Raw genomic sequence first — 22,476 nt, forward strand, 5'->3', positions numbered from 1 at the left:
TCTCCAATTAAAATTGATAGCTAGCGCTAACGCCAATGCGGCGGGGTTCAGCAAATTGCTCGTAAGTATGCGCCTCGTAGCCATCGCGGGGGTCATTGCCAAAGTAAAAACCACGTACACCAATGTCTTTATCTAGCGCGTTGCGGCTCCACAGGGCTAAATTCCATTGCTCTAACTGATAACTTAAGCGCAGATTAACTAACTCGTAACGTGACGAGCGCGCGCTATGGCCGTCAGAATAAAAGAACTCATCTTTACCTTGCAGGCTAATATTAAAGGTTAGTGGCTCAGTGATATACCAATCAGCAGCAACGCTGTATTGAAACCGTGGTGCTTGCGCTTGCTCGCGCCCGGTAAAATCGTCGCCAGCAATGGTCGTGTAATTACCTAGCTTAGTTTTAAGCCAACTTGCACTAATAAACACAGCTAAGTGTGAATTTACCTGGATACGGTTTTCCATTTCAATACCGTAGTTACGGCCACTACCCGCGTTATCAATAAAACCGGAAAACTCTGGGCCGCTATTCGGGTTTAGCCAGCCTTTAACTTGCATATCATCACGCCACATATAAAACGCAGCTACACGCGCAACCACGCTTTGATCTAAAGCACTGCCTTTTACACCAAACTCGGCGTTGTATAGCGTTTCAGGGGCAAAACTGGCTTTGGTTTGTAGTGCAGCTAAATCGTTATCTTTCGCTTTAGACAAGGCTTCGCCGTTAACACCACCAACCTTATAACCGCGCGATGCTAATAAATAAATTAAGGCTTGTTGATTAACTTGATAGTTTAAACTGAGTTTTGCGCCCCACATAGTATCGTGGTTCTGGATCTGATTACCGCTGGTATCGGCATAGTCATCATCATAACGTTCAGCGCGTAAACCTGTAATTACACTCCAGCCTGGGTTTAACGGTGTAGTTAATTCAGCATAGGCAGCTAAATTCCGCCGTATTAGTTCGTTATCAAACTGACGATTTTTGTGAAAAACAATACGCGTTAAATCAAACTGTTTATTAGCTGCGTAAATACCAAACACCCAATCGCTATTACCAAGCTTACCTTCGGGTGTAGATACCAGACGATAATCAACGCTTAGCTGCTCACGATCACGTAAATAGCGATCAGTTGATATATATTCATCTGGATGAATACCCGCATAAGCCCAGTCTTCGTCAAAACCATAATCGCTATTTGCACCTAACCAACTAATTTGACCAAACGCGGTAAAATATTCAGCACCGGTATATTCAGCTTGCAGCGCTAAGGCTTTACTACGAATTATATCTTGGCCTGGTTCATCTGATAGCGTAGTGCGATTATTGTCTAACGAGAACGCATCGAAGCCATTATCTTGATCAACTAAATGCGTAATTAATTGCAGCATTAAATGCTGATTAACCTGATAGCGTAATTTAAAGCGTGCCGTAAATTCGTCAATATTGTTGGTGTCATTACGGTTTAAGTAGCCATTTTCAATAAAGCCGTCTGAGGTTTGCTGTTCTAACGCTAGGCTAAAACCTAGGCTGTCGTTGATGGCATTACTAAACAAGCCGGCTAATTGGTAACTATCATAGTTCGCCAACGTAGCACTAAACTTACCTTCAGGCGCTATGGATGGCCCTTTGGTTGTTAAATTTAGCATACCGGCCAACGCATTAGCACCAAAACGGGTTGCTTCAGGGCCACGAAAAACCTCTATTTGCGCAATATCATGTATTGCGCTAATGCCCATACCTGAGTAATCAATGCCATCAATTAACACCCCAACTGACGGGTTAATAGTATCGGAGTATTCGCTACGCTCACCCACGCCACGTACTTGCAAATAACGACCGCGAGACGCGCCGGACGTATAGTTAACATTGGCAAACTGGTGTAGTAAATCATCAAGGTGCTGTGCTGAAGTTCGTTTAACGTCATCGTCAGTAAGCACGGCAATACTACCCGAAAGTTGCTGAACGGAATGACGACGAAAGTCACCTTGCACTTCAATGCGTTCTAGCGACGCAGCATCAAGGTTGATTTGCTCCGCAGTAGCTACTACAGGAATAGCCATTGTCAGCGTGATTAAACTAGGTATAAAACGCATTTTTGTATGAGTCTCCAAAACAACATAGAGATCACACCAGCATGAGGAGTTAGCACCATCCCTCCGCCGGTATAATCCGGATCAGGTTCATAGGGTTCGCCTTTCGGCATCTCAGCAATTGCACCCCTTGGTTGCGCGGCAAGTGTAGAGCTTTTCTAGATTAACTGCAATCGTAGGAAAAACTGACAGCTAATTTTACATATCTTGTTGTTAACAATTAATATCCAACTGAAAAACATAGAGTAATTTATTGGCATACTTCATGCCTTAGTAAAATAACAATTAAAATGGTTAAGTGTTGGAGATTAAAATGTTAAAAAAATTACTTTCAACTGGAATTCTCGCTTTGTCATTAAGCGCCCCAGCATTTGCTGGCGCCATTATTACTGGTTTTAACGATAATACATTACCGGGTAACGATGACGGCTCTACTGGGCTAGTGTCTATTGGTTTTAACGTAAACTTTTTCGGTTTAGTATTCAGTGATTTGTATGTAAACAACAACGGTAACGTGACGTTTGATAGCCCAATCTCTGCTTACACCCCTTTTGACTTAACCTCAACTGGACAGCAAATTATTGCGCCTTTTTTCGCAGACGTAGATACTCGCAATGCTGGTGAGCTAGTCACTTACGGCCAAGGCCAGCTTAACGGCTTTAACGCTTTTGCCGTAAACTGGCTTGATGTTGATTACTATTTCAGCGATTCAACGCATACTAACTTTAATAGCTTTCAGTTAATTTTAGTCGACAGAAGTGATATTGCTGCAGGTGATTTTGACATCATTTTTAACTACGACAATATTATGTGGGAAGCCGGAACTGCCAGTGATTCAGATGAAAACGGTTTAGGTGGCTCATCTGCTCGTGCTGGCTTTTCCAACGGCACAAATAATCCAGGTACGTTTTATGAATTAGCGGGCTCTGCGGTCAACGGTGCCTTCTTAAACTCAGGTATAAATTCATTAATTAATAATCGTTACAATAGCGATATCGATGGTCGTTACGTTTTTACTGCGCGTAACGGTAACATTGTTGTTGACCCTACACCTAATCCAGTGCCAGAGTCTGGTTCTATCATTTTACTAGCCTCAGGTTTAATGCTTCTTGGCGGCAGAAAGTTACTTAAAAAAAGCGTATAGCAATACCCAAGCGCTGCTGACGGTGTCTTAACGCCTCAGCAGCGTTTTATTACCTTGTGTTTTTACCGCTTTTACTTCAACGCATGACATTGCGAAATAGCTACTCTACACTGCAACAATATACTGACTATTTGCGACTCATCTCTATGCTAAACCTGCGCCCTCGCCAACTATTATTACTGTCTTTATTAGCTGCCTTTGTCACCATGGCGCTAAAAACCTTAGCTTGGTACATTACCGGTTCAGTTGGCTTTTTATCTGATGCTATTGAATCAGTGGTTAATGTCGCCGGCGCTGGTTTTGCGCTCTTTATGGTTACACTAGCAAGACGCCCCGCTGATGACAGCCACCCTTATGGTCACAGTAAAGCGGAATACTTATCAGCAGCTTTTGAAGGCGGCATGATACTGCTTGCTGCATTTGCTATTTGTATTACTGCCATTGAGCGCTTAATAAACCCGCAACCTATTTCTACTCTGGGCATAGGTACCGCATTTACGGTATTGGCGAGTTTAATTAACTTAGCTATAGCGCTTTTATTACTGCGGGGTGGCAAACAGCATAACTCACCAGCATTAGAGGGCGACGGTAAACATTTAATGACCGACGTATGGACTACTGTAGGTGTTATAGTTGGTGTGTCAGTGGCCGCAATAAGCGGTTATAGCTGGCTTGACCCTTTAGTGGCTATTGCTGTTGCTTTGCATATTGTGCATGAAGGGTATGGCATTTTGTATCGTGCAGCTAATGGCTTAATGGATAAAGCCCTGCCTGATGAGGATATTACTAAAATTGAACAGGCTTTAGCCACAATCGGCGGCTCGGAAGTAAGCTTTATTCATCTACGTACTCGAGCTGCAGCCACACTACAATTTGCCCAAACCGATATGCAGGTTCCAGCACACTGGACGGTAGAAAAAGCCCATAAGTTAGCAGACGAAGCTGAAATTGCGTTGCTACAGCTTGGTATTGAGTTAGTTGTCCACGTTGAACCCAAAGAGCTTGCTAACGGCGTCACTGCTTATAATGTACCAACATAGCGGCTATTATTTTAGCCGCTATGTCGGCATTATAATTACAACCCCAGATACCAAGTAGCAATAGAGAAGTACAGCACTACCCCCGCCACGTCGGCGATAGAGGTAATAAGTGGCCCACTTGCTGTTGCTGGGTCAAGGTTAAACCGGCTTAGTAAAAATGGCAGTGATAAACCAATTAAACTACCTACCATCACGACAAACATCATGGTTATCGCCACCACTATCGCAATATCATAACCACCGCGCCACCAGCCTAAGCCGACAACGGCTGCGGCCATAGTAAAACCCAGCAAGCCTGCAACTAAACATTCTTTGCCCAGCAGTGCACCCCAGTCACGCATTTTAATATCGCCGGTAGCTAATGCCCGTACCATTAACGTGCCCGATTGTGCCCCCGCATTACCGCTACTACCAATTAGCAGTGGCAAGAAAAATAACAATGCTAAATGAGCAGAAATTGTGCCTTCAAAATAAGCGATACCCGCACCAGAGAAAATATTACCAAATACCAATATGACTAGCCACAGTACGCGCTTGCGATACAACAGCATAATGCTGGCATCTTTTACACTACTTTCTAACTTGCCGATGGTCGCGTTTTTGTGAAAGTCTTCCGTAGCCTCTTCTTCGGCAACGTCCATCGCGTCATCGTAGGTAACAATACCTACCATTTGCTCTTGGTTATTAATAATGGGCAGTGCTAATAAGTCGTACTTCGCAATAAGCGCCGCAACCTCTTCTTGCGGCATATCGACGCTGGCGCAAATAGGATCTTGGTTCATCAATTCGATAATTGGCATCGATACTGGCGCAAGAATAAGATCGCGCAACGACACCACACCAATAAGCTTACGATGATGATCTACTACATAAGCAAAATAGATGGTTTCTTTGTCCGGTGCTTCACGACGTAACGATTCAAGCGATTGCGCAACCGTTAAATCCGTCGCTAAAATAGCGTAGTCCGATGTCATAATCGAACCGGCCGTACCTTGCTCATGAGCGGTTAAACGCAGTAGGTCTTCACGCTCAGCTTGCGCCAAGGCTGGCAGTAACGTTTCACGTTGCTCGTCACTTAACCGGTGAAACAGCGCCGCCCGTTCATCCGGCGGCATTTGCCGAATAATCGGCGCTAATTTACGCCTACTGATACGAATAGATAAATTAACCTGCTCTTCTGGTGGCAGGTAGCCAAACACCTTGGCCTGTTCAGCACGGGGAAATACCGTTAATAGCGTCCATAAATCGCTGGTCTCAAACTCAACCAAAGCAGACGCTAAATCAGCTGGATGCACATCAATAAGCTGCTCTCTAAGCAGAGGTACGGTGTCTGATTCCAGCGCACTGCGCAGCGTGGTGATTAATGCTGGTAGTTCCATAGCAGTGTCACCTCCGCGTTAATAAATTAACGTATTGCTAAATAAGAAAAATTCACGCTATTTTATAATAGCATAGCAGTGAATCACAACTGAATATCGCATTGGGCGTTAGCTCAGGTTCTTTGCTAATATGGCAAAAAGCGTAGTTATAGGTATATAAATGTTAAGCACAACAACAAACCTCCACTCTTGGTGGCAACCACAGGAGCTGACTATAAACACTTGTTGGCACTATCGCATAGGGCCACTGCATGTTTATGTACAACGCCAAGCCCAGCAATGGTTGTTAGCGTATGAATATAACACAGAAGAAAAAGCAAACCCGCGGTTTAACAACGCAGTAAACATGATCCCAGTGCATCTAACTTGCCAGCGCTATTTATTCAAACAAAGCCCAGCAATTTACCAGTTATTGCCCCAACTGTTAGATCGTCCTATCGTAGTAAAAACATTTCAACCGGTTAACTTACCGCCCAATGAGCAAACTACATTTTACATTAGTTCGCCGGTATCAGTAAGGTTAATGTTAAAACAGCCAGACATTGTGCTGCAAGATATTATCGTACAACGCTTGTCCGACACTTGGTTTGGCCCATCTACCCAAGTGGGTGAGCTTTGCTATGCTGATAAAAGCAATGCTCGCCATACCAAAGCGGAGTTACCTCAGCGCTCATATCGCGCCATTACTCCGGTAACTATTCATAATAATTCCAGCAAAATGCTCAGTATCGACAAAATTAGTGTGCCAGTACCCTATTTATCTTTATATGCGCTGCCAGATGGCAACCTGTGGACTAACCCGATAACCCTTAAACATGAAGAACTTGAGCCACTAACACATTTTCGTACCGGTAAGCTATCAGCTAGCGATGCCGCTGGTGCAACCTTGCTATCAGAACCAATGCTAAAATCAGAGAAGCACAACTTATTTCGTGCTTTTGCCGATATATTAACCACTAGACGAGGTGAACATGACTGAACAACTAATACAGTGGTTACAATCCGAACAAATTGGCAGCATGATTAAAGCCGGTGTATTACTACTTGCTGGTTTTCTTGTTGCCGGTATCGCGTCGCGCGCAGTCAGTCGGTTTTTTAGCAAAAACTTTTCGCAGCACCATATAGTGCTATTTAAACGGCTGGTTTATTGGCTAGTTCTAGCATTATTTTTTGCCTCAGCATTACAACAACTGGGGTTTTCACTTAGCGTTTTATTAGGCGCTGCTGGCGTATTATCGGTTGCTATTGGTTTTGCCTCACAAACTTCAGCGTCTAATCTAATTAGTGGTTTATTTCTTATTGGCGAACAATCCTTTCGCCTAGGCGACACGATAAAAATAGGTAACACCACCGGCGAAGTGTTGTCGATAGATTTACTGTCAGTTAAGTTGCGTACTTTTGATAACTTATTTGTGCGCATACCCAATGAAACGCTAATAAAAAGTGAGGTCACCAACCTGACACGCTTTCCAATACGTCGTTTTGATTTACAAATGGGCGTTGCATATAAGGAGCAAATTTCGTTAGTACGGCGTATTTTAACTGAAGTGGCTGATAAAAATCCGTTATGCCTTGATGAACCCAAACCTATATTTTTGTTTGTTGGCTTTGGCGACTCGGCGCTTAATATTCAATTTTCAGTATGGGCTAAACGAGAAAACTTTCGTGATTTACGTAATAGCTTGCAGGAAGAAATAAAAATTGCGTTTGATAATGCAGGTATTGATATACCCTTTCCGCAGCGTACGGTATACCTTCACCAACAAAAAAATTAATATCTCCCTGAAGTTAAACGTTAATGTTACCTTAAGGCAACATAACTACAGTCGACTGATAACGGCTTATGGAGTAACCAATGAAAAACCTTGTCGCTACAGCAGTCATGCTACTTTTAGCCGGCCAAGCCCAAGCTGAATGCCAAGCTGTTGCTGACAATAACTTTCTGGTTGATGAGCAAAACGTTACGATAAAAAGTATTACTTACACAGCAAACAACGTATTTGACTTAACTGACAAACATTCTTTTTGGCTACATGAATTTGCTAACTATACCCATACCATCACTAAAGAATCGGTATTAGAAGATGATTTGTTATTTCAGCCCTCAGACACTCTGCGGTTAAAAGACTTAGCTGAAACCGAGCGCTTATTACGTAGTCGACGTTACATTCGTGAAGCAGAAGTACGCATTACCCATTATTGTACCGAGAGCAACAGCGTGATTGTTAATGTGTCGACTTGGGATAATTGGTCGTTACTACCAACGCTCGATTTTTCTAGTGAAGGTGGGCGCAGTAAAAGTGCCATAGGCATTGATGAAGATAACTTACTAGGTACGGGCAACCGCCTAAACTTAGAATATAAGCATGACAGTGAACGCAGCGGAGCAGGTTTTGTATTTTTATCACCTAATATGTTTGGTAGTTTTTGGAATAGCGCCGTAGCCTACAGTAAAAATAGTGATGGTAATAACTATCGACTGGGAATTAATCGCCCATTTTACCGGCTATCCTCACCTTGGGCTTTAGGCTTTGATATTGAACGTATATCTGAAGACGTTAACGAATATGATGCCGGCGAGGAATACAACAGCTATGAGCGCCAACACAACAAATTTAAGGCTGAACTTGGTTACAAACTTAATCTTAATAGTAAGCATGTGCACCGCTTAAAGTTTGCTTTTGAGGCAAATAGCCACAAATTTTACGAAAATGACCGTACTCTATTTGGCTTCGCCGAAGATAGAAACCTAACTGGCTACTGGGCAGAGTACGAATATATTCAAGCCAAATATAAAAAACTGTACAACATCAACTCATTTAACCGCACGGAAGACTTCAACTTAGGCTGGCAATTTAATGCAAAACTTGGCCAGTATAATGAAATGCTGGGAGCAGACGTTAATGCGTTATTTTGGTCGATTAGCGCAACTAAAAACTGGCAGCTAGCAACAGATTTATGGTTATTATCCGACGCTAGCTATACTCAGCGTCAGTTTGAACAAACGCAGTTTCTGTTTAACTCTCACTGGCAACTGGTTAAGCAACTTAACGACTACAACACTATTGTTGGCAAGCTAACGCTTGATAAGGGACAAAACCCATTTCGTGATGAGCCCTTGTATATTGGCGGCGAAGATCAGCTACGCGCCTACCCCGCTTACTTTCGTAGCGGCAAGTCTCGGGCCGTTATTACCGCAGAATATCGGCATTATACCGGCTGGTCATTGTGGCAATTACTAGACGTGGCTTTTGCAGGCTATCTTGATGCTGGAAAAATATGGCAAACAAAAGAGCAAGATGCCAATACCTCGACCGGCGGCACTTTAGTAGGTATTGGTGCGGGTGTGCGCTTGCTGTCTAGTCACTCTAGCCGCGGCACCATGATCCATATCGATTTAACCAAAGCATTAAGCGACAACAATAACCTAAGCTCGACAGAAATTAGGATCACCGCCAACCAAAGCTTCTAATTTAGCGCTGGCACTGCGCGCAAAATACCGTGCTACGCTGGCCAAGACGAATTTCATTTAATACTGTGCTGCAGGTTATACAAGGCTTTGCGCCCCGGCCATAAACTAATAACTGTTGGGCAAAATAGCCTGGTTTACCATCAGCTTGGCTAAAATCTTTTAACGTAGTACCCCCCTGTTTAATCGCCTCTGCTAACGTAGTTTTAATTACCGGCACTAAGGCTTCTAGTTGTTGCAGGCTTACTTCTTTCGCAGGTTTTGTCGGCAGTATACCGGCTTTAAATAAGGCTTCATTGGCGTAAATATTACCCACACCCACCACCACATGGTTATCCATTAATACTTGTTTTACTGCTGTGCTACGTTTAGCAAAAGCGTCCGCTAATTGCTCAATATTAAAACTATCGCTTAATGGCTCAGGCCCAAGTTTAGCCAACAGCGGATGCACTTCACCTTTAGGTTGCCATAAAACCGCACCAAAGCGACGCGTATCATTTAATCTAAGCGTCATTCCGCTGGATAGCACTAAATCCACATGATCATGCTTAGTAGCTGGCGTACCTTTTGGCAGCACCTTTAAATGGCCCGACATACCCAAATGCAAAACAATGTCACCTAATGGCAGTTGAATAAGTAAGTATTTAGCCCGACGAGTAACAGATAGTATAGGTTGATTAAGCTGTGCCAGCACCTCATCAGGTATCCACCAGCGTAGTTGACGTTGCCGAGCAATAACTTGTACTAAGTGATGATCTTCAAGGTAGGGACTAATGCCCTGACGCGATACTTCTACTTCTGGCAATTCCGGCACGGGTTACTCCAACTCGCTTTTTTACAACAAAAATAATAATGCTGCCTGGGCGGCGGTTATTTGGTAAAACTGACTTTGCCCTGCCTCTTGCAATAAAAACAGCTCAGCATCGCTATCTGGATACAACAACCAAATCAGTGGAGCCCTTTGCCCTACCAGCTGCACACTGGCCTGCGCTATTGGTATACGGCTTTTATTAGCCGGAACACTTACTGGAGTTAATACACTGTGTTGCCACGCTAACGCGAGCTGGCTGGCATCTCTATTTTTCATATTAATTGGTTGCAACTGCCAAACTGGGCCGGCTTTGATTAACCGCTGCTGGGCAAAGGCAACCATTAATAGCTCTGTGTCAGCGGGGATTAACCGCTGCTCAGACGCGTTTAACTGCTGTAAACGCTGCGGAATACCGTACAGTACAAACATTAATACCAGTACGACTAAAATCAGTACATTATTCCAGTTACGGCGAGACAGTTTTAACATACAAAAAGCCGCTCAGTAGGCAAAGACAGCAGCATAATAACGTAGGCAGGGCGTAGAAAGCAAAAACCCGGCGTTAGCCGGGCTTCTGTGTTTGATTATTTGATTTTCGCTTCTTTGAAAATCACGTGCTTGCGCACTTTAGGATCAAACTTTTTTATTTCCATTTTTTCTGGCATGGTACGTTTGTTCTTCGTAGTTGTATAGAAGAAACCAGTACCGGCAGAAGAAACTAAACGAATTTTATCGCGCATTTTCTATTCCTTACACCTTGTGACCGTTAGCACGTACATCAACTAAAACGGCATCAATGCCTTTTTTATCGATAATACGCATACCACGGGTAGAAGTACGTAATGTAACAAAACGGTTTTCACTTTCAACCCAGAAACGGTGCGTTTGCAGGTTAGGCAGGAAACGGCGCTTGGTAGCATTGTTAGCGTGTGAACGACGGTTACCTACCATCGGACCCTTGCCAGTTACTTGGCACACTTTAGACATGTCAATAATTCTCCAATATTTTATCAGCTCGAGCTGTCATCACCCTTCCGGCCAAGAAGGTCGCCCCAAAAGAGAGGGCGCAATTTATACACGAATTAAGCCCGCTATTCAAGCAAAATCTTTGTTCGCGCGCAAGGATCTAAACGGGATCTCGCCCGTTTGTCACAGCCAGCCACGTTCAGCAAAGGAGATCACATCAGCATCGCCAACAACAAAATGATCTAATACTTTGATATCAACCAACATTAATGCTTGAACTAAGCGTTCAGTAATGGCTTTGTCGGCCCGACTGGGTTCGGCAACGCCTGAAGGATGATTGTGTGCCAGAATAACAGCGGCTGCATTATGCGCTAACGCTTGCTGAACTACAATACGCGGATACACCGGAGAAGCATCAATAGTGCCCGAAAATAATGGTTCTGCTTTTATTAACCGATGTTGGCTATCTAAATACAATAGCAAAAACACCTCGCGTTGCTCACCACTTATTATATGTTGCAAATAACGCTTTACTGCCGCCGGTTCATTAAACACGGTTTCACGCTGTATTTGTTGCTGAAAATAACGCTTACTTAGCTCTAACACTGCTTGCAACTGCACAAATTTTGCCTGCCCCAAACCTTTAGCTGAACAGAAATCTGCTTGGCTAGCACCCAATAAGCTGCGTAACGAGCCAAACTGACTTAGTAATTGACGTGCTAACGTTACCGCGTCAGTACCAGCGATCCCGGTGCGCAAAAATATTGCTAACAATTCGGCGTCTGATAACGCCACGGCGCCTTTTTCCAGTAATTTTTCGCGGGGACGCTCATTAGCTGGCCAGTTCCTTATGCTCATACAAATCCTCCCTGAATTGATGCTGAATTTGCGTTTCCATGTTATCTTAGCGCTAGTTTTTTTCCGGCTTTGGTTACTCTGTTATGCAACAAACGCTTGCACAAAAACGTATTTTACTTGGTATTACCGGCGGTATTGCTGCCTATAAAAGTGCCGATCTCGTTCGCCGCTTAAAAGAACGCGGTGCCGATGTGCGCGTAATATTAACCGACTCAGCGCAGCACTTTATTACCCCACTTACACTACAAGCGGTATCAGGCAACCCGGTTAGCACCAGCCTGCTAGACCCTGCCGCTGAAGCGGCCATGGGCCATATTGAGCTCGCTAAATGGGCCGATATGCTATTAATTGCCCCCGCTACAGCTGATGTTATTGCCCGTATTGCGCATGGTTTAGCCAACGACTTACTTACCACCTGCGTGCTTGCCACCGCAGCACCTGTTGCACTAGCGCCGGCAATGAACCAGCAGATGTATAAGAACATAGCCACTCAGCAAAATTTAGCAACATTAAAACTACGAAATAATTACATTTACGGCCCAGGTGCAGGCGAGCAAGCCTGTGGTGATATTGGCTTAGGCAGAATGCTTGAACCACTACAATTGGTTAGCGCGCTAGAAGCGCATTTTCAAACAACGTCAATATTAAAGAACGTTAAAATTACCATCACGGCGGGGCCAACTCGCGAAGCTATAGATCCAGTACGTTATATCTCAAACCATAGCTCTGGCAAAATGGGCTTTGCCTTAGCGCAAGCTGCCGCAGATATGGGTGCAGACGTTACGTTAATTGCGGGGCCAGTGCAGCTAGCGACGCCAGTCGGGGTTAATCGAATTGATGTCACCACCGCAGTGCAAATGCATGAAGCAGCACTGGCACAAGCGGTTTGTAGCGATGTTTTCATTGGTTGCGCGGCCGTAGCCGATTATCGGGTGGCGAATGTAGAACCTGAAAAAATGAAGAAACAAGGTGATACGCCGCTTGAACTTAAGCTAGTGCAAAACCCAGATATTGTTGCAACCGTTGCTGCACTAACCACAAACCGACCTTTCACCGTTGGCTTTGCCGCCGAAACGCAAAATGTGCTGCAGTATGCTAAAGATAAACTGAAACGAAAAAAACTAGACCTAATTTGCGCTAATGACGTATCTGACACCCGCTTAGGCTTTAATAGTGACAATAACGCCGTTACCTTGATATCGCTTAGCGGTGAACAGTCACTGCCATTGCAATCTAAAACCACGTTAGCCAGCGCCATATTGCAGTATATTCACGCACAAATTTCTACTAAATAATAGATCATTCAGAAGAGTTCGCAGTAAATGAAAAAAGCCATTAATTTAAAAATTCTTGATCCACGCATTGGTACTGAATTTCCGTTACCAGCCTACGCTACACCAGGCTCTGCCGGTTTAGACTTACGTGCTTGCCTTGATACTACAATGCAGTTAGCACCAGGCGAAACCAAGCTGATCCCAACTGGGTTATCTATCTTTATTGGCGACACTAACTTGTGCGCCGCCATTTTGCCTCGCTCAGGTTTAGGCCATAAACACGGCATAGTGTTAGGTAATTTAGTTGGCTTAATTGATTCGGATTACCAAGGCCCGCTGATGGTTTCTATGTGGAACCGCGGCAATGAAAGCTTTACCATCGAACCGGGTGATCGTATCGCTCAATTAGTGTTTATGCCGGTAGTGCAAGCTGAATTTAATTTGGTTGATAGCTTTGAGCAAACTGAGCGTGGCGAAGGTGGCTTTGGCCATTCGGGTAAAGCCTAATTAATACGCAGAACCTGATAAGCATCGCAAGCCGATGTACTTATGTCACAGCGGCAGGGATGCCGCGTAGCCGGAAAGGGCACAGGGATGTGCTCCTTGCAGGCGGTGAAATAAGTATTTTCGGCTGAAGATGCGTACAGCGAATTACACTGTTTATCTTTTGTAGGATCATCAATGCCAGCACCACGTCGCACTAACCGTAAAGAAGACATTTTGCAGGCTCTGGCTGCCATGCTGCAAAGCAACAACGGTCAGCGCATTACTACTGCAGCATTAGCCGAAAAAGTAGGCGTATCTGAAGCCGCACTCTACCGCCACTTTCCCAGTAAAGCGCGAATGTTCGAAGGCTTAATTGAATTTATTGAAGACACGCTACTATCGCGTATTAATGGCATTTTAGACGAACATAAAGACACCGCTAGCCGCACAGAGCTAATGCTACAACTAATTTTAGTGTTTGCCGAACGTAACCCCGGCATTTGTCGTATTCTTACCGGCGACGCGCTGCAAGGCGAGCAAGAACGCTTGCAAGAACGGGTAGCGCTATTATTTGAAAAGTTAGAAACCCAGCTCAAACAGTGCTTACGTGAACGCAAGCTGCGTGAAGGTAAAAGCTTTAGTATTGATGAAGGCGAGCTAGCTAATCTGTTATTAGCTACGGTAGAAGGTAAACTAAACCAGTTTGTTCGTTCAGGCTTTAAACGCCTGCCTACTAGCCAATGGCCACATCAGTGGCAGTTGTTGCAACAGGCGTTATTTGCCATATAAGCACTATTTAGACAAAGCGCTCATAGAGCGCACTGCCCCAGACTAACGCCACTATTACTAAACTCACAAACACTGCAGCAGACCCCATATCTTTAGCCCGGCCCGATAATTCGTGGCGTTCTAAACTAACTCGGTCGGTTAACGCCTCAATAGCCGAGTTAAGCAGTTCAGTTATTAAGACTAAACACCAAACACTCACTAACAACGCAAACTGGCTTAACGACGTAGCTAATAGCGCCGCTAACGGCACCGACATTAGCGTTAATACCATTTCTTGGCGAAAGGCCGACTCATGCTGCCAACTGGCGCTAAAGCCTTGCATCGAACATTTTGTTGCTTTAAACACACGCCTAATGCCGCTGCCATTTGGTTTTTGCATAGATAGTAGAACCCTTAGGAAAGATATTTTTAGTTAGCTGTTTATGGCTACAACACTATATTTAAGCCTAGTGTCAGGTATGCTTTCGCAACAGCGGCATGGATGCCGCGCAGGCTGAAAGGGCACAGGGACGTGCTCCTTGAAGCCGGAGTAGAAAGCATTTCCTGACACTGTGTCTTACTACCAAACCAGACTTGCTTTACGCCTTTACACCATATTGCGCACGATACGCCTTTACTGCGTCTAAGTGCTCAGCCATTTCAGGTTTATCAGCCAAATAATTAATTAAATCTGGCAGGCTAACAATTGAAATAACCTTGGTATTAAAATCACGCTCTACTTCTTGGATCGCTGACAATTCACCTTGGCCGCGCTCTTGCCTATCCAGCGCAATTAACACGCCTGTTAGCTCTGCGCCCTGCGCCTGAATTAACTGCATAGATTCGCGAATTGCCGTACCCGCAGTAATCACATCATCAACTAACATAATGCGTCCCTTTAGCGGTGCACCCACTAAATTACCGCCTTCACCATGCGCTTTCGCTTCTTTACGGTTAAAGCAGTACGGCACATCTAGGTTATGATGATCCGCCAACGCCACTGCCGTAGTTGTAGCAATAGGAATGCCTTTATACGCCGGGCCAAATAGCACATCAAAGGCTACACCGGCATCCGTTAATGCAGCAGCATAAAACCGGCCTAATTTGGCTAAATCGCTACCCGTATTAAATAAGCCCGCGTTAAAAAAGTACGGGCTAGTACGGCCCGACTTTAACGTAAAGCTACCAAACTTAAGCACCTGCCGCGACAGAGCAAACTCAATAAAATCAATTTGAAATTGTTTCATAGCGTAATTATTACCTTACTAACCTTAAATCAGCCTTAAGCCAGTACGCGCTTTTGCTCGTCAATAATTTCACGAATGGCGTGTTTGCCTAAATCGAGCATTTGCTGCATTTCTTCAAAGCTAAATGGCGCTTCTTCTGCGGTACCCTGAATTTCAATTACTTTACCGGTTTCGGTCATAACAAGGTTCATATCAGTTTCAGCGTTAGAATCTTCTAGGTAATCTAAATCGGCTACTGCAGTACCTTTATAAATACCGACAGACACCGCCGCTACCATAAAATTCAGCGGGTTAGTTTTAATCATGCCTTTGGCACGCATAAAGCTCAGCGCATCCACCAAGGCAACACAAGCACCGGTAATAGAGGCGGTGCGGGTGCCGCCATCGGCCTGAATTACGTCACAGTCAATGGTGATGGTGTTTTCGCCCAACAGTTTTAAATCGACTGCTGTGCGCAGTGCACGGCCAATCAGGCGCTGAATTTCCATGGTGCGGCCGCCTTGCTTTCCGCGAGCTGCTTCACGATCATTACGCGTATGTGTTGCCCGTGGCAGCATGCCGTATTCCGCCGTAATCCAACCTTTGCCTTGGCCTTTCATAAACCGAGGTACACCTTCAATTACGCTAGCGGTACAAATTACTTTGGTATTGCCAAACTCAACTAACACAGAGCCTTCAGCATGCGCAGTAAATTGACGGGTAAAGGTTAAAGGACGAATTTGACTGGCGGTTCTACCACTTGGACGCATAACTGCACTCCTAAAATTAACAATGGCGGGCATTATAAGGGCTAACGTACTCAAGGGCTATCAATTCGCCAAAATCCATTCAGCTCAGGTATACTTAGCCTTTATTTGTCGTTGAGAGCTTTTTATGATCCATAGCATGACCGCCTTTGCCCGTCACGAAACCAAAGCTAGCTGGGGCACCGCCCAGTGGGAAATTCGTTCAGTAAACCAACGTTATCTGGAGTCTTATTTCCGCCTACCTGAGCAATTTCGTGGCTTAGAAAGCATTCTGCGCGACAAACTACGCAACAACCTACAACGCGGAAAAATTGAAGTAAACTTACGCTTTCATGCAAACCAAGCCGCCGGTGAGCTAACCATGAATAACGTATTTGCCGAGCAGTTACTGCAAAAAGCCCAACAGCTATTATTAAAAGCACCGCAAGCACAATTAAATATTGCTGATATTTTACGCTGGCCCGGTGTTATGGAAGCGCAAAGCGAAGACATCGATGCGCTACAAGGCGAATTGTTGGCTGGGTTTGATGCCGCCTTGCAAGACTTTTTAGCCGGTCGTGGCCGAGAAGGCGACGCCATAGAGCAAATGATCCAGCAGCGCTTAACCGGTATTGCCGAGCAAGTAGCTTTTGTACGCAGCCACCTACCGCAAGCCATGCAATGGCAACGCGATCGCATTGTAAACCGTCTAAATGAAATTAAAGCCGACCTTGACCAAAGCCGTTTAGAGCAAGAAATGGCTTTTATTGCCTCAAAATCAGATGTGGCAGAAGAACTAGACCGCTTAGACGCGCACATTAAAGAAACCCAACATGCATTGAAAAAAGGCGGCGCCTGCGGCCGACGCTTAGATTTTATGATGCAAGAGTTTAACCGCGAAGCCAATACGCTATCGTCAAAAGCCATTACTACAGAAATCACTAATGCTGCGGTAGAGCTTAAAGTTCTGATTGAACAGATGAGAGAGCAGATCCAAAATATCGAATGATGTCTACCGGCATCCACCAAAATACATTAATCATATAATTTCAATGACTTAATAAAAAACCAAGTCTACCGAAATCCACCTTTATCCACCGAAAGCCACAAACAAGTGGTGGGTAAAGTGGTGGGAATGTTAGACTAACTCAGGTCGCAAGTGGTGGGTAACTCACCAAAAAGTAACTTACTGATTTGAGAGGGAATATGGGTAGCCTAACTACAAAGACTGTAGAATCCTTAATTAAAAAGGGTAAACCAGGAAGATTTGGCGATGGTGAGGGCCTATACCTAACTGTACCTAAATCAGGTAATTCTTTTTGGTTTTTACGCTATACCTCCAACGGCAAACGCCGCGAGATGACTTTAGGCCAGTACGCCAATATGACATTGGCCGAAGCGCGGGCTGAAGCTGTAATGCAGAAAAAACAGTTGCTGGTAGAAAAGGTTGATCCGCTGTTTTTAAAACAACGTGCCAAGCAGCAACAACTGCAAACCGTAGACGACTTATTTGCCGACTGGCATAAAGGCAATATCAAACGCCTTAAGCACCCGAATATTCCCGAGCGGGTTTACCGCAAAGATATCGCACCGCATATTGGTGCTGCTGCGCCAAACAAAGTAGTAGCGCGTGATATCCAGTTTATTATCGAAGCCATTACCGAATCTGGCCGCCCCACTACTGCCAACGACGCCCTGCTGTATTTAAAGCAGTTGTTTAACCACGGTATAAAGTTAGATGTAGTGGGTGCCAACCCGGCCAGTGCCTTTAACGTAAGCGATGCCGGCGGCGTAGAGCAAAGCAAAGATCGGGCACTCACCTTGGAAGAGCTTACCCAGGTATTTAAAGTGTTTCGGGAAAATACGGATAGTTTTGCCAGAGAGAATTACCTGGCCTGTGCGCTTTTAGTCACACTTGGCGTGCGTAAAAGCGAGCTAACAGAAGCCAGTTGGCAAGAGATCGATCTAAAGGCAGGAATTTGGGAGTTACCAAAGGCGCGTAGTAAATCTGGTGTAGGAATAACTATCCCCCTACCTGAGTTATGCGTAACCTGGTTTAAAGAATTGGAAATTCGTGCAGCAGGTTCGCCTTATGTATTCCCCAACCGTCGCAGCAGTAAAAACCCGTTTATGGGTGCAGATACCCTTAACCGAGCCATCACCAAGTTATTTGGCCACGAAGCCGGTAAGAAGAAACAGCCACCCAACAAAATGGGCGATATACAGCATTTCTCAGTGCACGACCTACGCCGCACCTGTCGCACCATGTTAGCCCAACTGGGCGTGCCAGGCCATGTGGCAGAGCGCTGCTTAAACCATAAGCTGAGAGGCGTTGAGGGGATTTATAACAAACATGATTATTTTGAAGAGCGGAAAGAAGCGCTAAGTAAACTCAGCGAAAAACTTAAGCCAATAATCGATGTAAAACCCCAATTAAAATAAAAATTAAAAAAACATATCTTCGCCATGCGTCAGATGCATAGCGTCTTTTTAAAGTACCCCCTAAGCACTATCGGTTTGAATATCCCCAGGGGGTTTTATGAGTCAGTCACGCAAAAATACCACTATCTCTGATAGCAGCATCGAGGCAATGCAGGAAGCATTCGATGAAATTAAGCGTTCTAACAAGGAGTGGGATGACATGTTTGACCAAACAGGCGCAGATGATCACTCCTCGCTGGATGCAGATCTCTTTGCAGATGCGCAGGACTCCGACACTGAAGAAGCAGACGATAAATGCTTCGAGCCAGATGACCTGGAAACGGTATATGCGCAGTATCCGTTTTTTGATAGCACTAAAACAGATGTTTTACCGGTAAGTGCAAAGGACATCGGTGCTTTTGAGCAAGACTGGCAAAAAATACGGCGGCATGAAGAACGCAAGGCGCTGTTTAAAGCTAATCACCTGACACAGAGTAAGCGTCGCAACAGCTTAACACTGCCTCCCCACCACATTCTGTACGAGACGCAAAACTACGAACTGCGTGAGTTTGCCAATCAGGTTATATATTTACTGGCCAGTAAAAGCCTGCAGTGCGGCATTCTCAAGCGTATTGAAATCAATAACAATGAGCTGGTGATGTGTGACGAGACCATACTGCTATCTGCATTATTCGGTTTAAGCAGTGTCATGCATAAAATTGCCGCAGCAGCCGGCAAGAGTCCGCTGGAGTTAAAATTCGCGCCAGCCGTCATTGAGCAGCGCAGACAGTTATTGGAGCAGCTTGAAAGACGCACCTATGCGCTTGACAGCAAAGCCGGCACCAAAAGCTGGTTTCACTATGCACAAAGCTTGAAAAACCAAATTAATCTCGAGCCTAACGCCTCGGCTCTACTGTATTTCATTATCCGCCAACCAGACCCATCTGTTATGGCATTCGAGTTTGACTACGAGAATCTTGCCGCATTGTTCCGTGGCAGGTTAATACTAGATTTTCCGTCAGAGCAGTTAGAGCAGCTGCTTCGTCTTAATGCCGCCAAGCCATCACTATTGGCACAGCACCGTAAAGTAAGTCAGCTGAAACAGTACTGTCAGCAACGTATCTTTGGTCAGGAAGAAGCCGTAGCGTCAATAGGTGAAATGGTAGCCGCCTCGCTAAGCGTTAAAAAAGCCGGCTGCATGGGTATTGCAACCTTTATGGGCGCTTCAGGTTCAGGCAAAACAGCACTGGCTGAGTCTCTAACTCAGGCGGTTAACACAGAATTCGGCGCTGGCTATCATACGTTGGTACTGAATATGGAAATGTTCAGCGAACAGAACTCTGTGATGAAGCTGTTTGGTTCAGGCTCACAGTATGTCGACTCCTCATTGGGTGATTTAACCACTGAGATTATCTGCTTTCCACGCACTGTTATTGTACTGGATGAAATTGAGAAAGCGCATACTAGTGTGATTCAGGCGATGCTAACGCTACTAGAAAAAGGCCAGATAAAAGATCAGACGACAAATAATCTGGTCGACTTCAGTCAGTGCTTTTTTATCTTTACCACTAACCTGGGCCAAAAAGCATCGGCTCAGGCACTGACAGACAGCAAAATGCTGGATTTAAAAGCCCTGCTGGCCGCTAAACCAGGCCAACCCGGGCTATCGCCAGAGTTAATCAGCCGTTTGGCTGGCGGCTACATTGCTTTATTTAAACCGCTGTCAGCGCAGAATTTACTGGCCGTGGCCGAACAAGCTGCTGATATTGCCTTAGCAGACCAAGGCTTTCAGTGGCCGCAGAATATGGCAGAGCTGATATTAGAAACACTGGGCGGCAACCTGGAACCCCGAAGCATTAAGGCGCAACCTGCCAAGCTGAAAAGTTTGATCATGCGCCATATTTGTCAGGCAGTAGAAGAAGCTGATACCGATCCGGCCATTTCAGTCACTATCACTGAAGACATCACTGATTTTCACTTCGCCGTGCTGACTCAGCAACCCAGGCTGAAACGGCTGTTTAAAGCTCATTTTAACCACTGTACCGTAGTGAGCAGCACCAGCAGGCTAAAAGCGCTGGCCAGTAACAGCAAACTATCCGCGCTACTGTTACCCTGCGACGCAACAGCAGAAACCCTTAGTGCAGCGCAAGCAACAAGGCTGCCCATCTACGGCTTTAACGCCAGTGCGGTAATTTACCCGCTTTACACACCCCCGGTATGCGTTGAAAAGGTGTATCAACTGGCCGAACTCAGCCAGGCTGCAATGACTCAGCTGGTACAGCAAATGGCCAAGCGCCAGCGCCTGCTTAACACAATGGTGCAATGGCGAGCTCGTAACATGACGGTCAGCTTCGATTACCAGCTGGATGTAAAGCCTGAGCGAATTGCGGTAACACTAACCGACCCGGTATACGAGCAGCGCTTTCGCCATGAAGATTTCGAACCTGGTTTTATGCAAACGCCCTGTGTGCCAGACACTAGCTTTAAAGATTTGATTGGGCTGGATGCGTTAAAACAACAAATGGGCTTTATTTTGCAAACCCTGCGCGGACATAACAATTTTGTGTTGGATATGCCTAAAGGCTATTTACTGGCAGGCTTGCCGGGTACCGGTAAAAGTTATTTCGCAAAAGCTGTGGCCGGCGAGTGTCAGGTGCCTTTTATACCGGTAAACGCCGCCGATATGATGTGCGGCAATGTGGTCGACAATATCAACCACCTGTTTGATGTCGCCGAGCGTTATGCGCCCTGTATTGTATTTTTTGACGAGTTTGACGCAGTGGCACTTAACCGGCAAACCAGCAGCACATTAGGCAGGCTGGCTGTAAATACCTTGCTGACTAGGCTGGATGGCTTTAACCAAAGCCAGAACCCGGTATTTGTGCTGGCGGCCACCAACTTTGCCCGCAGCCTGGACCCGGCCATTATGCGTCATGGCCGTTTTGACAAAGTGGTGAACATTCCCCTGCCAGACATTCAGGCCAGAACCCGCTTTATCAAAAACTGCGCCGCACAGTATCAGTTTGATATACCGGTAAAAGCATTGCAGCAGTTTGCGCGTAAAATCAGCGGTGCTACTTTTGGCTTTATTGCTAACCTGTTCCGCGATATGCAGCTGACGATTTTAACTGAGCAGAAGCCGTTTAATGTCGCTATGCTGGACGAACAACTGCTAACAGCCACCATCGGCAATAAAAAAGCTGTCAGTACTACCAGTGCAAAAACCCGGCTGATTATCGCGTACCATGAAACTGGCCATTATTTGCTGAATAAGCGCTGGTTCCCCAACGCGCGCTGTACCAGTTTGTCTATTCAGGAGCATGAGGGTGCAGGTGGCGTCACCGCTTTTGACTATGACGAGGAGGACACCACCAACACCCGGGCGACAATTAAAGCCCGCCTGCAAATACTATTGGCCGGCAGGGCGGCAGAAAAGCTGCTAAGTAAAGACAAGGACGACATTACCACCGGTGCCAGCCACGATATACAGCAGGCAACCAAACTGGCACGTATGGCCATATCCGACTGCGGCTTCTCTGACGTACTGGGCCTGGCAGATTTTAAACAGCTGCCTATGTTGCAACAAAATGTAGAGCAGGAAGTGCTGAAATGGTTAAATGAGGCTTATGCAGAAAGTGAAGCTTACCTGCAGCAAAACTGGGCGCTGGTAAAGTCTATTGCCGAAGAGTTGTTTGAGAAGGAAGTGCTTGATCAGGAAACTCTTGATTTAGTTCACACTAAGCACTTAACCAGACAAAACCTTAAATCTCTTGGTTAATATACACAGCAGAACGTGAAA

General features: G+C 45.3%; 21 protein-coding genes and 1 riboswitch. Of the genes, 11 read left to right on the top strand and 10 right to left on the bottom strand.

What is annotated here, in order from left to right:
* Window positions 1-7 precede the first annotated feature (7 nt).
* Entirely contained in the window at window positions 8-2,092 is a 2,085-nt protein-coding gene (locus E0Z06_RS13125; protein WP_132585489.1) for a TonB-dependent receptor, read from the bottom strand.
* Window positions 2,093-2,133: 41 nt separating this feature from the next.
* Window positions 2,134-2,230, bottom strand: a riboswitch (TPP riboswitch).
* A gap of 172 nt (window positions 2,231-2,402) precedes the next feature.
* Between E0Z06_RS13125 and E0Z06_RS13130 the strand changes: the two genes are divergently transcribed.
* Together E0Z06_RS13130 and E0Z06_RS13135 are read left to right on the top strand one after the other, a co-directional pair.
* Window positions 2,403-3,233 carry a nidogen-like domain-containing protein gene (locus E0Z06_RS13130; RefSeq protein ID WP_132585492.1) on the top strand — a complete coding sequence of 277 codons (831 nt, stop codon included), beginning with the start codon at window positions 2,403-2,405 and terminating at the stop codon, window positions 3,231-3,233.
* 146 nt (window positions 3,234-3,379) lie between these two features.
* Complete coding sequence (locus tag E0Z06_RS13135; protein WP_132585495.1) at window positions 3,380-4,273, top strand: cation diffusion facilitator family transporter; 894 nt, start codon at window positions 3,380-3,382, stop codon at window positions 4,271-4,273.
* Window positions 4,274-4,308: 35 nt separating this feature from the next.
* Here the strand turns inward: E0Z06_RS13135 and mgtE are convergent, their stop codons facing one another.
* Window positions 4,309-5,652 carry a magnesium transporter gene (gene mgtE / locus E0Z06_RS13140; protein WP_132585498.1) on the bottom strand — a complete coding sequence of 448 codons (1,344 nt, stop codon included), beginning with the start codon at window positions 5,650-5,652 and terminating at the stop codon, window positions 4,309-4,311.
* Window positions 5,653-5,812: 160 nt separating this feature from the next.
* Here mgtE and E0Z06_RS13145 point away from each other — a divergent pair, with 160 nt between their 5' ends.
* From E0Z06_RS13145 to E0Z06_RS13155, 3 genes are all read left to right on the top strand, one after another.
* A complete protein-coding gene (locus tag E0Z06_RS13145) occupies window positions 5,813-6,631 on the top strand; it encodes a DUF432 domain-containing protein (RefSeq protein WP_132585501.1) in 819 nt (272 codons plus the stop codon).
* Window positions 6,624-7,427: a mechanosensitive ion channel family protein gene (locus tag E0Z06_RS13150; RefSeq protein WP_132585504.1), complete on the top strand. Its 804-nt coding sequence runs from the start codon at window positions 6,624-6,626 to the stop codon at window positions 7,425-7,427. Before E0Z06_RS13145 ends, E0Z06_RS13150 begins: the two co-directional genes overlap by 8 nt.
* 80 nt (window positions 7,428-7,507) lie before the next feature.
* Window positions 7,508-9,124: a BamA/TamA family outer membrane protein gene (locus tag E0Z06_RS13155; RefSeq protein WP_132585507.1), complete on the top strand. Its 1,617-nt coding sequence runs from the start codon at window positions 7,508-7,510 to the stop codon at window positions 9,122-9,124.
* A 1-nt stretch (window position 9,125) separates the two neighbouring features.
* On the opposite strand, the gene mutM is transcribed toward E0Z06_RS13155, so the two are convergent.
* From mutM to radC, 5 genes are all read right to left on the bottom strand, one after another.
* A complete protein-coding gene (gene mutM, locus E0Z06_RS13160; protein ID WP_132585510.1) occupies window positions 9,126-9,935 on the bottom strand; it encodes a bifunctional DNA-formamidopyrimidine glycosylase/DNA-(apurinic or apyrimidinic site) lyase in 810 nt (269 codons plus the stop codon).
* A 21-nt stretch (window positions 9,936-9,956) separates the two neighbouring features.
* Window positions 9,957-10,421 carry a hypothetical protein gene (locus E0Z06_RS13165; RefSeq protein WP_132585513.1) on the bottom strand — a complete coding sequence of 155 codons (465 nt, stop codon included), beginning with the start codon at window positions 10,419-10,421 and terminating at the stop codon, window positions 9,957-9,959.
* Between the two features lie 95 nt (window positions 10,422-10,516).
* Window positions 10,517-10,672: a 50S ribosomal protein L33 gene (gene rpmG / locus E0Z06_RS13170; protein WP_008219722.1), complete on the bottom strand. Its 156-nt coding sequence runs from the start codon at window positions 10,670-10,672 to the stop codon at window positions 10,517-10,519.
* Window positions 10,673-10,682: 10 nt separating this feature from the next.
* Window positions 10,683-10,919: a 50S ribosomal protein L28 gene (gene rpmB / locus E0Z06_RS13175; RefSeq protein WP_132585516.1), complete on the bottom strand. Its 237-nt coding sequence runs from the start codon at window positions 10,917-10,919 to the stop codon at window positions 10,683-10,685.
* A 162-nt stretch (window positions 10,920-11,081) separates the two neighbouring features.
* Window positions 11,082-11,756, bottom strand: coding sequence for a DNA repair protein RadC (radC, locus tag E0Z06_RS13180; protein WP_132585519.1), 675 nt, complete (start codon window positions 11,754-11,756; stop codon window positions 11,082-11,084).
* 83 nt (window positions 11,757-11,839) lie between these two features.
* Here radC and coaBC point away from each other — a divergent pair, with 83 nt between their 5' ends.
* From coaBC to slmA, 3 genes are all read left to right on the top strand, one after another.
* Window positions 11,840-13,051 carry a bifunctional phosphopantothenoylcysteine decarboxylase/phosphopantothenate--cysteine ligase CoaBC gene (gene coaBC / locus E0Z06_RS13185; RefSeq protein ID WP_132585522.1) on the top strand — a complete coding sequence of 404 codons (1,212 nt, stop codon included), beginning with the start codon at window positions 11,840-11,842 and terminating at the stop codon, window positions 13,049-13,051.
* Window positions 13,052-13,078: 27 nt separating this feature from the next.
* Window positions 13,079-13,537: a dUTP diphosphatase gene (gene dut / locus E0Z06_RS13190; protein WP_132585525.1), complete on the top strand. Its 459-nt coding sequence runs from the start codon at window positions 13,079-13,081 to the stop codon at window positions 13,535-13,537.
* A gap of 174 nt (window positions 13,538-13,711) precedes the next feature.
* The gene (gene slmA / locus E0Z06_RS13195; protein WP_132585528.1) at window positions 13,712-14,305 is read left to right on the top strand and encodes a nucleoid occlusion factor SlmA; all 594 of its coding nucleotides are present in this window, start codon (window positions 13,712-13,714) and stop codon (window positions 14,303-14,305) included.
* Window positions 14,306-14,312: 7 nt separating this feature from the next.
* On the opposite strand, the gene E0Z06_RS13200 is transcribed toward slmA, so the two are convergent.
* The 3 genes from E0Z06_RS13200 to rph form a co-directional block, all read right to left on the bottom strand.
* Window positions 14,313-14,684, bottom strand: coding sequence for a diacylglycerol kinase (locus E0Z06_RS13200; RefSeq protein ID WP_132585531.1), 372 nt, complete (start codon window positions 14,682-14,684; stop codon window positions 14,313-14,315).
* A 199-nt stretch (window positions 14,685-14,883) separates the two neighbouring features.
* Window positions 14,884-15,531 carry an orotate phosphoribosyltransferase gene (gene pyrE, locus E0Z06_RS13205; protein ID WP_132585534.1) on the bottom strand — a complete coding sequence of 216 codons (648 nt, stop codon included), beginning with the start codon at window positions 15,529-15,531 and terminating at the stop codon, window positions 14,884-14,886.
* Window positions 15,532-15,566: 35 nt separating this feature from the next.
* Window positions 15,567-16,280, bottom strand: coding sequence for a ribonuclease PH (gene rph / locus E0Z06_RS13210; RefSeq protein ID WP_132585537.1), 714 nt, complete (start codon window positions 16,278-16,280; stop codon window positions 15,567-15,569).
* Between the two features lie 124 nt (window positions 16,281-16,404).
* Between rph and E0Z06_RS13215 the strand changes: the two genes are divergently transcribed.
* The 3 genes from E0Z06_RS13215 to E0Z06_RS13225 all read left to right on the top strand — a co-directional run bounded on the left by E0Z06_RS13215 (window position 16,405) and on the right by E0Z06_RS13225 (window position 22,455).
* A complete protein-coding gene (locus E0Z06_RS13215; protein WP_132585540.1) occupies window positions 16,405-17,265 on the top strand; it encodes a YicC/YloC family endoribonuclease in 861 nt (286 codons plus the stop codon).
* 197 nt (window positions 17,266-17,462) lie between these two features.
* A complete protein-coding gene (locus tag E0Z06_RS13220; protein ID WP_132585543.1) occupies window positions 17,463-18,698 on the top strand; it encodes a site-specific integrase in 1,236 nt (411 codons plus the stop codon).
* 97 nt (window positions 18,699-18,795) lie between these two features.
* On the top strand, window positions 18,796-22,455 hold the full coding sequence (locus tag E0Z06_RS13225; protein WP_132585546.1) for an AAA family ATPase: 3,660 nt from the start codon (window positions 18,796-18,798) through the stop codon (window positions 22,453-22,455).
* Window positions 22,456-22,476 lie beyond the last annotated feature (21 nt).

The organism is Rheinheimera sp. D18, assembly GCF_004345025.1.
Taxonomy (GTDB): domain Bacteria; phylum Pseudomonadota; class Gammaproteobacteria; order Enterobacterales; family Alteromonadaceae; genus Alishewanella; species Alishewanella metallidurans.